11 protein-coding genes, 7 tRNA genes and 2 rRNA genes (1 of these 20 running past the window's edge) are annotated in these 13215 nt (G+C 57.0%); 11 read left to right on the top strand and 9 right to left on the bottom strand.

Annotated features, from left to right (window positions below):
• Positions 1-30 precede the first annotated feature (30 nt).
• The 6 genes from I6L40_RS05030 (at position 31) to I6L40_RS05005 (ending at position 1057) form a co-directional block, all read left to right on the top strand.
• Positions 31-116, top strand: a tRNA-Leu gene (locus I6L40_RS05030).
• Positions 117-170: 54 nt separating this feature from the next.
• Positions 171-256, top strand: a tRNA-Leu gene (locus I6L40_RS05025).
• Positions 257-301: 45 nt separating this feature from the next.
• A tRNA-Leu gene (locus tag I6L40_RS05020) sits at positions 302-387 on the top strand.
• 45 nt (positions 388-432) lie between these two features.
• A tRNA-Leu gene (locus tag I6L40_RS05015) sits at positions 433-518 on the top strand.
• 71 nt (positions 519-589) lie between these two features.
• Positions 590-675 (top strand) — tRNA-Leu (locus tag I6L40_RS05010).
• Positions 676-784: 109 nt separating this feature from the next.
• A complete protein-coding gene (locus I6L40_RS05005; protein WP_033113978.1) occupies positions 785-1057 on the top strand; it encodes a late competence development ComFB family protein in 273 nt (90 codons plus the stop codon).
• Positions 1058-1063: 6 nt separating this feature from the next.
• Here I6L40_RS05005 and I6L40_RS05000 read toward each other — a convergent pair whose 3' ends face one another.
• Positions 1064-1270 (bottom strand): hypothetical protein, encoded by a 207-nt coding sequence (locus I6L40_RS05000; RefSeq protein ID WP_201967936.1) that lies wholly within the window; start codon positions 1268-1270, stop codon positions 1064-1066.
• 303 nt (positions 1271-1573) lie between these two features.
• On the opposite strand from I6L40_RS05000, the gene nhaC reads away from it, so the two are divergent.
• Positions 1574-2983, top strand: a complete 1410-nt coding sequence (gene nhaC / locus I6L40_RS04995; RefSeq protein ID WP_041210901.1) for a Na+/H+ antiporter NhaC — start codon at positions 1574-1576, stop codon at positions 2981-2983.
• A 114-nt stretch (positions 2984-3097) separates the two neighbouring features.
• Here nhaC and erpA read toward each other — a convergent pair whose 3' ends face one another.
• From erpA to clcA, 3 genes are all read right to left on the bottom strand, one after another.
• Positions 3098-3448, bottom strand: coding sequence for an iron-sulfur cluster insertion protein ErpA (gene erpA / locus I6L40_RS04990; protein ID WP_005340225.1), 351 nt, complete (start codon positions 3446-3448; stop codon positions 3098-3100).
• An 87-nt stretch (positions 3449-3535) separates the two neighbouring features.
• Entirely contained in the window at positions 3536-4231 is a 696-nt protein-coding gene (locus I6L40_RS04985) for a DUF6776 family protein (protein ID WP_042030308.1), read from the bottom strand.
• 93 nt (positions 4232-4324) lie between these two features.
• Entirely contained in the window at positions 4325-5716 is a 1392-nt protein-coding gene (clcA, locus tag I6L40_RS04980; protein ID WP_071913457.1) for a H(+)/Cl(-) exchange transporter ClcA, read from the bottom strand.
• Between the two features lie 243 nt (positions 5717-5959).
• Between clcA and hemL the strand changes: the two genes are divergently transcribed.
• On the top strand, positions 5960-7246 hold the full coding sequence (gene hemL, locus I6L40_RS04975; protein WP_071913455.1) for a glutamate-1-semialdehyde 2,1-aminomutase: 1287 nt from the start codon (positions 5960-5962) through the stop codon (positions 7244-7246).
• 196 nt (positions 7247-7442) lie between these two features.
• On the top strand, positions 7443-8258 hold the full coding sequence (locus tag I6L40_RS04970; protein WP_071913453.1) for a hypothetical protein: 816 nt from the start codon (positions 7443-7445) through the stop codon (positions 8256-8258).
• Here I6L40_RS04970 and I6L40_RS04965 read toward each other — a convergent pair.
• Together I6L40_RS04965 and I6L40_RS04960 are read right to left on the bottom strand one after the other, a co-directional pair.
• Positions 8173-9075 (bottom strand): sulfite exporter TauE/SafE family protein, encoded by a 903-nt coding sequence (locus I6L40_RS04965; RefSeq protein ID WP_071913451.1) that lies wholly within the window; start codon positions 9073-9075, stop codon positions 8173-8175. The genes I6L40_RS04970 and I6L40_RS04965 overlap by 86 nt on opposite strands.
• A gap of 276 nt (positions 9076-9351) precedes the next feature.
• Positions 9352-10101 (bottom strand): DsbA family protein, encoded by a 750-nt coding sequence (locus I6L40_RS04960; protein WP_041210895.1) that lies wholly within the window; start codon positions 10099-10101, stop codon positions 9352-9354.
• Positions 10102-10298: 197 nt separating this feature from the next.
• On the opposite strand from I6L40_RS04960, the gene I6L40_RS04955 reads away from it, so the two are divergent.
• Positions 10299-10386 (top strand) — tRNA-Ser (locus tag I6L40_RS04955).
• A gap of 175 nt (positions 10387-10561) precedes the next feature.
• Positions 10562-10741 (top strand): hypothetical protein, encoded by a 180-nt coding sequence (locus I6L40_RS04950; RefSeq protein WP_216995068.1) that lies wholly within the window; start codon positions 10562-10564, stop codon positions 10739-10741.
• Between the two features lie 273 nt (positions 10742-11014).
• Here the strand turns inward: I6L40_RS04950 and I6L40_RS04945 are convergent.
• The 3 genes from I6L40_RS04945 to I6L40_RS04935 form a co-directional block, all read right to left on the bottom strand.
• Positions 11015-11091, bottom strand: a tRNA-Asp gene (locus I6L40_RS04945).
• Positions 11092-11120: 29 nt separating this feature from the next.
• Positions 11121-11235: ribosomal RNA gene (gene rrf / locus I6L40_RS04940) — 5S ribosomal RNA — on the bottom strand.
• A gap of 81 nt (positions 11236-11316) precedes the next feature.
• Positions 11317-13215 (bottom strand): 23S ribosomal RNA (locus I6L40_RS04935) (it continues 991 nt past the right edge of the window).

Genomic DNA, 13215 nt, shown 5'->3' with positions numbered 1-13215 from the left:
AAACTCTATAGAATCCCCCTCCGCAGTGATGCGAAGGTGGCGGAATTGGTAGACGCGCTAGCTTCAGGTGTTAGTGTCCCACGGATGTGAGGGTTCGAGTCCCTCTCTTCGCACCATACTGCAGATGCTTTTATCAGACAGCATATAAATCCAGACTGATAACCCGATGTGCGAAGGTGGCGGAATTGGTAGACGCGCTAGCTTCAGGTGTTAGTGCCCCCCGGGTGTGAGGGTTCGAGTCCCTCTCTTCGCACCATGCTTTTATCAGACAGCATGTAAATCCAGACTGATAACCCGATGTGCGAAGGTGGCGGAATTGGTAGACGCGCTAGCTTCAGGTGTTAGTGCCCCCCGGGTGTGAGGGTTCGAGTCCCTCTCTTCGCACCATGCTTTTATCAGACAGCATGTAAATCCAGACTGATAACCCGATGTGCGAAGGTGGCGGAATTGGTAGACGCGCTAGCTTCAGGTGTTAGTGCCCCCCGGGTGTGAGGGTTCGAGTCCCTCTCTTCGCACCATGATTCTGACATGTAAAAACAGAGCGATGCGCTCCAACCGCATCTAAAAACCAGCTGGAAAAAATCAGTGTGCGAAGGTGGCGGAATTGGTAGACGCGCTAGCTTCAGGTGTTAGTGTCCCACGGATGTGAGGGTTCGAGTCCCTCTCTTCGCACCATTCATTACGCAAAAGGCCCATCACGAAAGTGACGGGCCTTTTGTTTTTACTCCTTGTTATGGCTATGCTTTTGACGACTCACCGCCCATCGTCATGCCAAGGAACGCATATGATACTGGATACCGACATTCACAACTTCTACGAGCATCTGGTGCTCAAGGAGATTGAAAAGCAGGGTCTGCAGCAAAAACTCAGCAGCGACCAGATGGCCGATCTCTGCTGCCTCACCCTCAACCAGCTCCCCTCCCACTATATTCGCCACGATGTCGACATGATCTACTTCCTGACCGATGCCAAACGGAGCGAGATGGAGAAAAATGTCGTTGAATCGCTCAAACAGGCCCAACAGAAGATCAAGCAGGCTCCCGTCAAACACGCATAACGCCTACTAGCCGGTATGCTGCCAGAGCAGGGCCACCACGCCGGTCAGCCCTGCCACTGGCAACAGGATCAGTGCCGGTTTCAATCTGGGTTCAAGCATCATCCAGGCAGCCAGCAGAAATCCCAGACTCCAGATGCCGTACTCTTTGTCATGGCCCCATCCGAGCACAACCAGTCCAGTTAGTAGCATCACTCCCCGCACCACCCAGTTCATGTTTTGCCTCCCCCAACAGAGATAATGATAATAATTATCATATTCATAAATGAGAGATGCAACCCTCCTCCAACGCAAGACTCAAAATAGGCTTTTATGCCAATAAAGCGCTCAAAAACGGGTTACGAGATCAACAACTGTGTGATTTTTTCAATCAAAAGTGCAATTTTGCCAATTTGGTTAGGCTTTAACCCTCCCACTTTGTGGTAGATTGCGGCCTCTTTTTGGGTTGGCCCCTCGGGATATGCGTATCCACAGGATGAGAGGAGCCAACCTTGGCGAGCAAGAGTTTAGGAAGTATCTATGCAAAACCAACACAACCACATCCGATTGCCGAGCATGTCGCAGGTGTTTGCCTGTCTGGCCATTTTTCTGGCTCTGGCATTCTCGTTCACCAGCGTGCTCGATCTGCCTATCCAGCTGGCACTGTTCATCGCCTGGTTCGTCATCATGGGGCTTGGCATCAAGCTCGGTCATGACTACAAATCCCTGGAGCAAGCCGCCGTTGATGGGGTATCCAAGGGAATGGGGGCCATCCTGATCCTGGTTTCCGTCGGCGCACTGGTCGGCACCTGGATCGCAGGCGGTATCGTGCCCAGCATCATCTACTTCGGCCTCAAGGTGATTCACCCTTCCATCTTCCTGCTGGCGACCCTGATCATCTGCTCGCTGACCTCGCTGGCCACCGGCACCTCCTGGGGGTCGGCCGCCACCGCCGGTATCGCCATGATGGGGATTGGCCATAGCCTCGGCGTACCTGCGCCTCTGGTTGCCGGTGCCGTGCTCTCCGGCGTCTATTTCGGTGACAAGCTCTCCCCGCTCTCCGACTCCGTCGTGCTGGCATCCACCATGTCCAACGTCGACGTGGTGGAGCATATAAAGGGGATGCTGCCCATCAGCCTGCTCTCCTACATCATTACCGCCGTGCTGTTCACCGTGGTCGGCATGCAGTATTCGGGCAACGTCAGCCTGGAGCAGGTCAATCTGGTAATGGAGGCCCTCGACAAGCAGTTCAACATCACTCCGCTGGCCATCGTGCCGGTAGTGCTGGTGCTTGGCCTGCTGGCCAACCGCAAGCCCGCCTTCCCGGTGATCAGCTTCGGCGCCCTGCTGGGCCTGATCTGGGCCATCCTGTTCCAGGACATGGATCCGGTGAAAGCGATGCACTCTGCCTACAGCCCGTTTGCCATTACCTCCGGCATCGACTTCATCGACAACATCCTCGGTCGTGGCGGTATGGAGTCCATGCTGGGCTCGGTCGCTGTCATCATCTTCGGTCTGGGCTTTGGCGGCCTGCTGGAGAAAGTAGGCATCCTCTCCGTCATCGCCAGCGCCTTCGAGAAGCGCATCAACAGTGCCGGCAGCCTGACAACCCACACCATTGGCACCGCTTTCCTGGCCAACGTGTTCGGCTCCGCCATGTATGTATCGCTGATACTGACCCCCAAGATCATGGCCAAGAACTACGATCGGCTGGGACTGGCACGCAAGAACCTCTCTCGCAACGCCGAGTTTGGCGGCACCCTTACCTGCGGCATGGTGCCCTGGAGCGACAACGGCATCTTTATGGCCGGGGTACTGGGTGTGGCCACCCTCGACTACCTCCCCTACATGTGGCTGAGCTTCACCTGCATCATTGTGACCATCACCCTCGCCTACATGGGCAAGGCGGTGAACAGGGTTCCACTGGTAGCGGCAGCAAGCTCCCGCTAACTGTACCAATCAAAAAGGCGCCTCATCGGCGCCTTTTTATTTCCACTCAACCATCTGCACAAGGAAAAACGGCCCTCGTTGCCGAGAGCCGTTGCGTCTGATCGTCGGGAGCGATCAGATGGAGAAGCTGGACCCACAACCACAGGTAGTGGTTGCATTGGGGTTGGTCACGGTAAAACGTGACCCTTCCAGCCCCTCGGTGTAATCCACACTGCCGCCAACCAGATACTGGAGACTCATCGGATCGATCACCATGGTGACGCCATTCTTCTCGACCACGGTATCGCCGTCGTTGATCTTCTCATCAAAGGTAAAGCCATACTGGAAACCAGAGCAGCCCCCACCCGTGATATAGACCCGCAGCTTGAGCTCCGGATTCTCTTCTTCGGTGATCAGGTTCTTCACCTTGTTGGCCGCCGCATCCGTCATCTGGATGGGCAGCGGGGCTTCTGCTACTGCACTCATTACTGACCTCACAACCATTAGATCCACAAACATGGAAACCGCGAAATTATCCAATACCCGACCATTCAGTTCAAGTATTCACCACGTTTAACCTGCAGCGGGCACCGGAGCAGGCGGTGCGGCGACTAGCGGCTTAAGCGCATCGGCCCACTCAACCAGCAGCTCCTGCGCCGGTTGCCGGCCATCCTTGTTGATGGTGACCCGGATCCGATCCGGCACAAACCCTTCCGGCAGTTGCCAGTTCCCCTCCAGCAACTGGAAATAGCGCAGGGAGTAGCGCCACTCGCTCACCTTCATGCCCAGATCTCGCCCGGACAGCACTTTGGGCTTGTCGCCAAGGCTCCCCTCGACCCGGATCTGCACCTGACCGCGAAACAGCTCGCGCTTCTTGGCCGGCTGGGTCAAAGCCAGTCGATAGTGGTAGCGACCCGGAATGCTGCTCTCCTGCAGGGTCAGGTTGTCGATTACCACCCCAACCTGCTCGCCAGTCGGGCGCATGATCCGCTCGAAAAAGGCCAGCTGGCGCTTGAGCTCCTGCACCTGCGCCTCCTGACTCTTCAGGGTGGTCTGCAGCTGCTCGAAGGCGGCTCGCTGGGTGGCGAGCTGGGTATCCTTGAGACCGAGATCCGTCTTGAGCTGGCTGATGGCATTGCTCTGGCGATCCAGCGTCTCCTGCTGAACCCCCAGCAAGCTGCTTTGCGCCAGATCCTGATGGTTGCCGGCAAAATAACCGGCCAGACCACCTACTGCGAACACCACCAATAACTTCAATAGGTTGGACATAGCCCTCTTTCCCGTTATTTGCCTCACAGCGGCAACTGCGACCTCCTTTCACTATACCGCCCTAACCGAAGCCACAGGCGGTGATGGTGAAAATTAACTGGTGGCCACACTGCCATCACCCCGCTTTTGACGCGCGGCAAGCCGTAAAGTTCGCTCAAGGATCTGGGAATAGATAGGACGACCGCCCAGCGCTTGCGCCACAAGAGTGGCTCCCATGGTGGTGATCATCATCGGCAGGATCAGCTGGTAGTTGTCGGTCATCTCGGTGACCAGCACGATACCCGTGATGGGCGCTCGCACCGTCGCGGCAAACAACGCTCCCATGCCGGCAATGGCAAAGGCGCCGGGCTCGATGCCAAGCTCCGGAAAAGCCGCGTGGAACAGATGACCAAACACCACGCCAAACAGGGTGCCAAGGGCCAGGGTCGGCGCAAACACCCCGCCGGGCGCGCCGGAGCAGAAGCAGATCAGGGTTGCCACCAGACGGATGGAGAAGATAAGGAACAGGGTCGCCATCGCATACTCGCCCCCCATCAGATGAGGAATGAGCTCAGTGCCGCCACCCGTTACCGAGGGGGCAAACAGCGACAGCACGCCGAAAGTACCGGCAACCAGCATACCGATGGCGACGAAACGGTGGCGCTTGTTCTGGTGCAGCGCCAGATAGCCATCCTGACAGGCCAGCACCAGCTTGTTGAAAACAAAGCCCAATACGCCGAAGGTGGCCCCCATAAAGAGGAATAGCCAGAGCGCCTTGAGGGCTGGTGCATCGTAGTGCGGCAGAGTGATCACCGCCCCCTGCCCCTTCATGTTTTGCAGCATCAGGGTCGCCATGATGGCGGAGATCCCCACCGCCTTGATGGCCAGGAAGGAGTAGCGAAACTGCGGCCGCATCTCCTCCATCACAAACAGAATGCCCGCCAGCGGTGCATTGAAGGCCGCCGCCAGACCGCCCGCCGCACCGGCTGCCAGCAAGGCGTGGCCATGCTCCTTGGGCAGCCGGAAGATATCCGCCACCATCTTGCCGAGGTTGCCGCCGATCTGCACCGAAGGCCCTTCCCGTCCCAGCACCATGCCGGAGCTCAGGGTACACACGCCACCGAAGAACTTGACTGGCAACACCCGCCACCACCGCACCGGACGCAGGTCCTCCATCGCCCCCTCTATTTCGGGAATGCCGGAGCCTCCGGCCTCGGGGGCAAAAGTATGAGTCAGGAAGTAGCCGATACACCCCAGCATGGCGCTGAAGCCAAAGCCAAGCAGGCCGAGCTCCCACCATGGGCGATCAGCCAGCAGGGCGAGCCGCTGCTCTGCCAGCCAGTGCACGCCTGACTCGAACAGGCCACAGACCAGTCCGGCCAGGGTGCCGACCAGTGCCGCCAGCAGCAGAACCAGCAAGGGCATCCTGTCTTGCCGAATGATTCGGGAAACCGGCCCGCGCGGCGAGGCGGACGGTTCGGAAGAGGAGAGAGCTTGTTGCGCCATCTTGTTACACCAACTTGGAAACACCATATCTCAGCTAGCTGAGATCAGGATCACCCGGCGCGTTGCTCGGCTGCCCAGGGCTGGGGCTTTCTGCTATAGTCGGCCCGTTAAATTTTTGTCACGGGAGCAGACCGAGAGTCCGGGTGGCGAGAGCGCAAAGCATACTCCTGATGCCCCTACCTGCCGAGTCTCGATCGACTGCTTTCTCCTGCGTGACGACCAAAATCCCATTAAGGATGATCCATGTCAAAATCAGATCAGCTGTTTGAACAGGCCCGCCAGACCATTCCGGGTGGCGTCAACTCACCGGTCCGCGCCTTCAATGGGGTCGGCGGTACACCCCGCTTCATCGATCACGCCGATGGCGCCTACCTCTATGACGTGGATGGTCAGGCCTATGTGGATTACATCGGCTCCTGGGGCCCCATGCTGCTGGGCCACAACCACCCGGCCATCAAGGCCGCCGTCATCAAGGCGGTGGAAAAAGGGTTGAGCTACGGCGCGCCGACCGAGATCGAAGTACTGATGGCCGAGAAAGTACGTCAGATCGTCCCCTCCATGGAGCAGGTGCGGATGGTCAACTCCGGCACCGAGGCGACCATGAGCGCCATCCGGCTGGCCCGTGGCTACACCGGCCGCGACAAGATCGTCAAATTCGAAGGCTGCTACCACGGCCACGCCGACTCCTTGCTGGTCAAGGCCGGCTCCGGCGCCCTGACCCTGGGTCAGCCCAACAGCCCGGGCGTACCGGCTGATTTCGCCAAGCACACCCTGACCTGTGTCTTCAACGATCTGGCGTCGGTGCGCGAAGCCTTCAGCCAATACGGCAGCGAGATCGCCTGTATCATCGTCGAGCCGGTCGCAGGCAACATGAACTGCATCCCGCCGGTACCCGGCTTCCTGGAGGGGCTGCGCGCCATCTGCGACGAATTCGGTGCCCTGCTGATCCTGGACGAGGTGATGACCGGCTTCCGTGTCTCCCTGCGCGGTGCCCAGGGCCACTACAACATTGACCCGGATCTCACCACCCTCGGCAAGATCATCGGTGCCGGCATGCCGGTCGGCGCCTTCGGCGGCAAGAAGAAGGTGATGCAGCACATTGCCCCGACCGGCCCCGTCTATCAGGCTGGTACTCTCTCCGGCAACCCGGTGGCCATGGCGGCCGGCCTCACCATGCTGGATCTGCTGCTGGAGCCGGGTCTCTATGAGCAGCTGAGCGACAAGACCGCCCGTGTTGCAGAAGGACTGAAAGCCGCCGCCGCCAAACACGGTATCCCGCTCGCCATCAACTATGTGGGTGGTATGTTCGGCTTCTTCTTCACCGAGGAGCCCGAAATTACCCGCTACGAGCAGGTCACTCGCTGCGATATGGAACGCTTCAAGCGCTTCTATCACCTGATGCTCGAAGAGGGCGTCTATCTGGCGCCGAGCGCCTACGAGGCAGGCTTCCTGTCGCTGGCTCACGGCGACAAGGAGATTGAACACACTCTGGCCGCCGCCGAACGCAGCTTCGCCAAGCTGGCCGGCTAAATCGCCGCTGCTTGTCGCCAAAGGGCCCGTCACGGGCCCTTTTCCATATCTGCAATCTACGCCCGCTTCTGGTGCACCCCGACCTCCTATCCCGCTTATTTGCCACCCTCTGGTGCAAATGCTCCCGCTCAGCCTGTCATATATCGGGCCCACTATTTGCACATCCGCTACAGGAGCCCACGTCACCGAGGTCCATATGGCAGAGATGAGCCCCATCGATGTATTGCGACGTTATCAGGAGTATCAGGTCGAGCTGACACCACTGATCCATGGTTTGCTCGGCGCACCTCTTGCTGCGCTCAAGGAGTACCCCTTTATCATCAGCATCGACCGCTATCAGGGGCCAGCTTGCATCCTGTCGCCACGCCCGAGCACGCAGAACCGCTTGCAACTGATCGCTCGCGGAGAGGGACGAGAGCTGACCCTCTGCCTCAACCAACTGATCGCCTGGCTGATGGGAGACAGAGAACGGCGCCGCGCCATGCCCTGGTTCAAGGCCATCTATGTGGTACTCAGCATGGCGCTGTTCCTCATCGTTGCAACGCTCATCTGGCACGGACTGGAACAGCTCTATCTGCTGCTATGCGGGGCGCAGCAGAACCGACTGGGGGCCCTCAGCGCCATTATCTTTCTGACGCTGGCACTGGCGGTATTTGATCTGGGCAAAACCATTCTGGAGGAGGAGGTGCTGCTGCATAAGGATATCTTCCGCCACAGCGCCATAAGACGCACCATCACCCGCTTTATCGCCGCCATCCTGATCGCGGTCTCTATCGAAGGGTTGTTGCTGCTATTCAAAGGGTCACTCGGCCAGAGCGAGCTGCTCTGGCCTGCGATTGGGGTGATGGGGTGCGCGGTGGGATTGCTGCTGGCCCTCGGGCTCTATGTCTTTCTCGGGGCCAGAGCGGAAGCAGCACTGGTGCAGGCTAACCAGCGATATCCGCAGCCAGCTGCACGCTGGGGCGACGAGCAGCCCGCCAGGAGGCGTACATGGTCCAGGAGGTATAGATGACGATAAAGGCAACCAGCCACTTCAGCATCGCCATATCCATCGACTTGACCAGCATGGCCGCCAGCACCACACCAATGGGGCCAAAGATGGCAACCGCCAGCACCGCCTTGGCATCAAATGCCCCCTTGCGGATAAAGGTGCCTGCGGAGAAGACGCTAAGTACCGCGGTAGAGCCCATCATGATGGGGAACGCCGCCAGCGGATTCATCCCGAGCAGATAGACCAGTGTCATGCAGGGAGCGAACAGACCGATCCCCACATTCATCAGGACACCGAAGATAAAGTTGCCGATCAGGGCGATCACCAGCTTGTAGCCACTGAGCCCCATGGCATCGCCACCGACCGGGAAGAGGCCGAGCAGGCCGGCAAAAATCAGCCCGGCAACGACCAGCAGAGAGACCGCCATCACCAGCCGGATGGTCTGACGATCAAACGAGGCGACGTGACGCGCCCCCCAGGCAGCACCGGCTGCGGCAGCAATCATCATGCTGATCAGCGTCAGCGGCTCCACCGCTACTGCGCCGACAAAGATCAGCGACTGAGTCACGGTCGGCAACACACACTGGCCGTTGAGAGTCCCCGGCAACAGACGATCATCGATTAGCTTGAACTGCTTGTAGCAGGCTGTTTTGACCGCAAAGCTGCCAACTCCCAGGGTATCGAGAAAGTTGGCAACACCGCCGATCAGCGCCACCGGCCAGAAAGGTGTGGACTCAAAATTCCCGTTGCATCGTTTTTGCCAGCACGCTTGTACCAGCATAAAGATGAATACCAAACCGCCAGCTATAAAAACAAGCCGCAAAATATCAACTAACATAGGGGTTTTCTCCTGCAAGGGACGCGATTCTAAGGCAGGCAGCAGAAAAAATCCTGACCTGAATTAAGCAACTCTCACAAGCGACTGCGGGACGCTTAAATAAATGCGAATGGAAGTCGAACGACTCTGCTAATACTTGTTACTGAGACCGAGAGGTCGAGTCCTGCGCACGTTGTTATGGTCCTTTCGCGACGACCACCTGTGACTCGGGACATAAAGAAAAGAGGGCCGGTAGCAATACCGACCCTCTTTTTATTCCGTCAGGATACAAGCACGTTACTGGATGCTTTTGCCAGCACGCACATCCTTGATAAAGCTCTTCAGGCTTGCCAGATCCCGTGGTGCACCACGCAGGATTTGATCACCGATGATAAAGGCAGGAGTACCGGAAATACCGAGCGCTTCAGCCAGAGCCCGGTTGGTTCCCAGATTCTGATCGATGCTGCCATCCTTGATCTTGGCCTCTACCTTGCTCCAGTTAACACCGGCCTCTTCTGCCACCTTCTTGACCTGCGCTTCATCGGAGAGCGGGCCCTGATGGGCATAGAGCTTCTCATGGAAAGCCTGGTACTTGTCGGGCTGACCCAACTGAACGGCCAGTGCGGCACGCGCGGCGAAATAGGAGGTTTCGCTCAGGATCGGGAACTGCTTGTAGATATAGCGAATATCCTTGTCCTCAGCCATCAGCTGCTCGACCAGCGGATGTGCGCGCTTGCAGTAACCACAGTTGTAATCGAAGAACTCGACAATCGTCAGCGAGCCCTTCGGATTGCCCATTTCGGGATCCTTGTTGCCATAAAGCTGTTGGGCATGGGCCTTGATCAGCGCCTTGTCGCTCTCGGCCTGCTGACTCTCCTGCTTGGCACGCAGGGCATTGGACATCTCGACCAGGATCTCGGGGTTCTTGACCAGATAGTCACGAACGATCTGCTCGACATCACTCTTGGTCAGCTCGCTCGCCTGCACCGGCGATGCCAGCAAGGTTACGCCCGCCAGAGCGCAAAACAGGGCATTTTTAATAGTCATAATGTTATCTTGCAGAGGATATGATGGAGGCCACTATAGTGGTGGACTCTCTTTTCAAGTCAAGCAATCAGGCCAAAAAAGCACTCATTCCAACCAGTTTGCCCATTTAATCGGTCATTTCGTGCAATTAACCAGCAATCGAACCAGCCGGGGATTTACAACCCTGATCAGCGTGGTAATATTCGCCGCACTGCTGCGGAGGGGTGGCAGAGCGGCTGAATGCACCGGTCTTGAAAACCGGCGATGGGCGACCATCCGTGGGTTCAAATCCCACCTCCTCCGCCATTTATTCCGAGCCCATGCAACGCAAGTTGCGTGGGCTTTTTGTTGTTATCCCTTCTCTATATCCCATCACTTTATCTTTCATGGCGCTTCATATGCCGCCTCACTGTAATTCACCACTTAAACACTCTGCTTTCTACCCCCACTGCTCTCTGAACTGAAGGAGAGAGGTTAGCTGATGATGGAAAAGATCATCCGCTACGCCAGCGAACAGACCATTGGCCAGCTCTCCGGCACGACCATGCCGAGCAATCGCGGCATGGTAACCCTCGCCAAACGACTCGGCTTTACCATTGATGTCCAGGTGGAGGAGGGTGTGGTCAATATGGCCCTTCTCTGTAGGGCAAAATCTGATTGAAGGCGGCGGGTGGCTACGAGTAATCCAGTACCAATGGTTGCGAATCATCCAAAAATGACCGCAATTACACACCAAAAGGAGGGAATAACGGGCCTGCCAGTGCGCCCCGCCATCAGGCAAGAGCTACTGTTCAGTGGCTGCTGGATGCTGAAAATGCAAAAGCCCGGTCTGATAACCGGGCTTTTCTGTCTATTCAGGCGTGCAGCGCCGTAGCCAACGGGCAAATCGCTCATAGCAAAAAGGCCTTCCCAATCGGGAAGGCCTTCTATTTAGTGGCGGAGCGGACGGGACTCGAACCCGCGACCCCCGGCGTGACAGGCCGGTATTCTAACCGACTGAACTACCGCTCCGCATTCGGCTAGCTTATTGCTAATTTGGTGCCTGGCAGTGTCCTACTCTCGCATGGCGAATGCCACACTACCATCGGCGCTACCGCGTTTCACTTCTGAGTTCGGCATGGGATCAGGTGGTTCCACGGCGCTATTGCCGCCAGGCAAAATCTTCAATCTGAGAAAGCTGACGTAAGTAATTCGTTCGTATTTGCTACAAGCCTTAGAACACTTCTTGGGTGTTGTATGGTTAAGCCTCACGGGTAATTAGTATGGGTTAGCTCAACACGTCGCCGCGCTTACACACCCCACCTATCAACGTTGTGGTCTCCAACGGCCCTTTAGGACCCTCAAGGGGTCAGGGATGACTCATCTCAGGGCTCGCTTCCCGCTTAGATGCTTTCAGCGGTTATCGATTCCGAACTTAGCTACCGGGCAGTGCCACTGGCGTGACAACCCGAACACCAGAGGTTCGTTCACTCCGGTCCTCTCGTACTAGGAGCAACTCCCTTCAATCATCCAACGCCCACGGCAGATAGGGACCGAACTGTCTCACGACGTTCTGAACCCAGCTCGCGTACCACTTTAAATGGCGAACAGCCATACCCTTGGGACCGACTTCAGCCCCAGGATGTGATGAGCCGACATCGAGGTGCCAAACACCGCCGTCGATATGAACTCTTGGGCGGTATCAGCCTGTTATCCCCGGAGTACCTTTTATCCGTTGAGCGATGGCCCTTCCATTCAGAACCACCGGATCACTATGACCTACTTTCGTACCTGCTCGACCTGTCCGTCTCGCAGTTAAGCTGGCTTATGCCATTGCACTAACCTCCTGATGTCCGACCAGGATTAGCCAACCTTCGTGCTCCTCCGTTACTCTTTGGGAGGAGACCGCCCCAGTCAAACTACCCACCAGGCACTGTCCGCGGCCCAGATTCATGGGCCTGCGTTAGAACATCAAACATACAAGGGTGGTATTTCAAGGACGGCTCCAGCGCAACTGGCGTCACGCCTTCAAAGCCTCCCACCTATCCTACACATGTAGGTTCAATGTTCAGTGCCAAGCTGTAGTAAAGGTTCACGGGGTCTTTCCGTCTAGCCGCGGGTACACCGCATCTTCACGGCGAATTCGATTTCACTGAGTCTCGGGTGGAGACAGCATGGCCATGGTTACACCATTCGTGCAGGTCGGAACTTACCCGACAAGGAATTTCGCTACCTTAGGACCGTTATAGTTACGGCCGCCGTTTACCGGGGCTTCGATCAAGAGCTTCGCTTGCGCTAACCCCATCAATTAACCTTCCGGCACCGGGCAGGTGTCACACCCTATACGTCCACTTTCGTGTTTGCAGAGTGCTGTGTTTTTGATAAACAGTCCCAGCCATCTGGTCACTGCGACTCCCGTCAGCTCCATCCGCAAGGGACTTCACCAACAAGAGCGTACCTTCTCCCGAAGTTACGGTACTATTTTGCCTAGTTCCTTCACCCGAGTTCTCTCAAGCGCCTTGGTATTCTCTACCCGACCACCTGTGTCGGTTTGGGGTACGATGACTTGTAATCTGAAGCTTAGAGGCTTTTCCTGGAAGCAGGGCATCAATGGCTTCCGCACCGTAGTGCGTTCGTCTCGTGTCTCAGCGTTGCACCTCCGGATTTACCTAAAGGTACCGCCTACGCACTTTCACCAGGACAACCGTCGCCTGGCCCACCTAGCCTTCTCCGTCCCCCCATCGCAATTACAAGTCGTGCAGGAATATTAACCTGCTTCCCATCGACTACGCCTTTCGGCCTCGCCTTAGGGGTCGACTCACCCTGCCCCGATTAACGTTGGACAGGAACCCTTGGTCTTCCGGCGAGGAGGCTTTTCACCCCCTTTATCGTTACTTACGTCAGCATTCGCACTTCTGATATCTCCAGCATACCTCTCGATACACCTTCGCAGACTTACAGAACGCTCCCCTACCACTCACACATAAGTGTGAATCCGCGGCTTCGGTGCCTGGTTTGAGCCCCGTTACATCTTCCGCGCAGGCCGACTCGACTAGTGAGCTATTACGCTTTCTTTAAATGATGGCTGCTTCTAAGCCAACATCCTAGCTGTCTGAGCCTTCCCACATCGTTTCCCACTTAACCAGAACTTTGGGA

The sequence above is a fragment of the Aeromonas sp. FDAARGOS 1410 genome (genome assembly GCF_019048745.1).
Lineage (GTDB): Bacteria > Pseudomonadota > Gammaproteobacteria > Enterobacterales > Aeromonadaceae > Aeromonas > Aeromonas jandaei.
This window is presented reverse-complemented; position numbering and strand designations above follow the sequence as displayed.

Excerpts from the sequence above, each read along its gene's own strand:
- I6L40_RS05005 (WP_033113978.1), top strand. The coding sequence starts at position 785 with ATGATACTGGATACCGACATTCACAACTTCTACGAGCATCTGGTGCTC.
- I6L40_RS05000 (WP_201967936.1), bottom strand. The coding sequence starts at position 1,270 with ATGAACTGGGTGGTGCGGGGAGTGATGCTACTAACTGGACTGGTTGTG.
- nhaC (WP_041210901.1), top strand. The coding sequence starts at position 1,574 with ATGCAAAACCAACACAACCACATCCGATTGCCGAGCATGTCGCAGGTG.
- erpA (WP_005340225.1), bottom strand. The coding sequence starts at position 3,448 with ATGAGTGCAGTAGCAGAAGCCCCGCTGCCCATCCAGATGACGGATGCG.
- I6L40_RS04985 (WP_042030308.1), bottom strand. The coding sequence starts at position 4,231 with ATGTCCAACCTATTGAAGTTATTGGTGGTGTTCGCAGTAGGTGGTCTG.
- clcA (WP_071913457.1), bottom strand. The coding sequence starts at position 5,716 with ATGGCGCAACAAGCTCTCTCCTCTTCCGAACCGTCCGCCTCGCCGCGC.
- hemL (WP_071913455.1), top strand. The coding sequence starts at position 5,960 with ATGTCAAAATCAGATCAGCTGTTTGAACAGGCCCGCCAGACCATTCCG.
- I6L40_RS04970 (WP_071913453.1), top strand. The coding sequence starts at position 7,443 with ATGGCAGAGATGAGCCCCATCGATGTATTGCGACGTTATCAGGAGTAT.
- I6L40_RS04965 (WP_071913451.1), bottom strand. The coding sequence starts at position 9,075 with ATGTTAGTTGATATTTTGCGGCTTGTTTTTATAGCTGGCGGTTTGGTA.
- I6L40_RS04960 (WP_041210895.1), bottom strand. The coding sequence starts at position 10,101 with ATGACTATTAAAAATGCCCTGTTTTGCGCTCTGGCGGGCGTAACCTTG.
- I6L40_RS04950 (WP_216995068.1), top strand. The coding sequence starts at position 10,562 with ATGATGGAAAAGATCATCCGCTACGCCAGCGAACAGACCATTGGCCAG.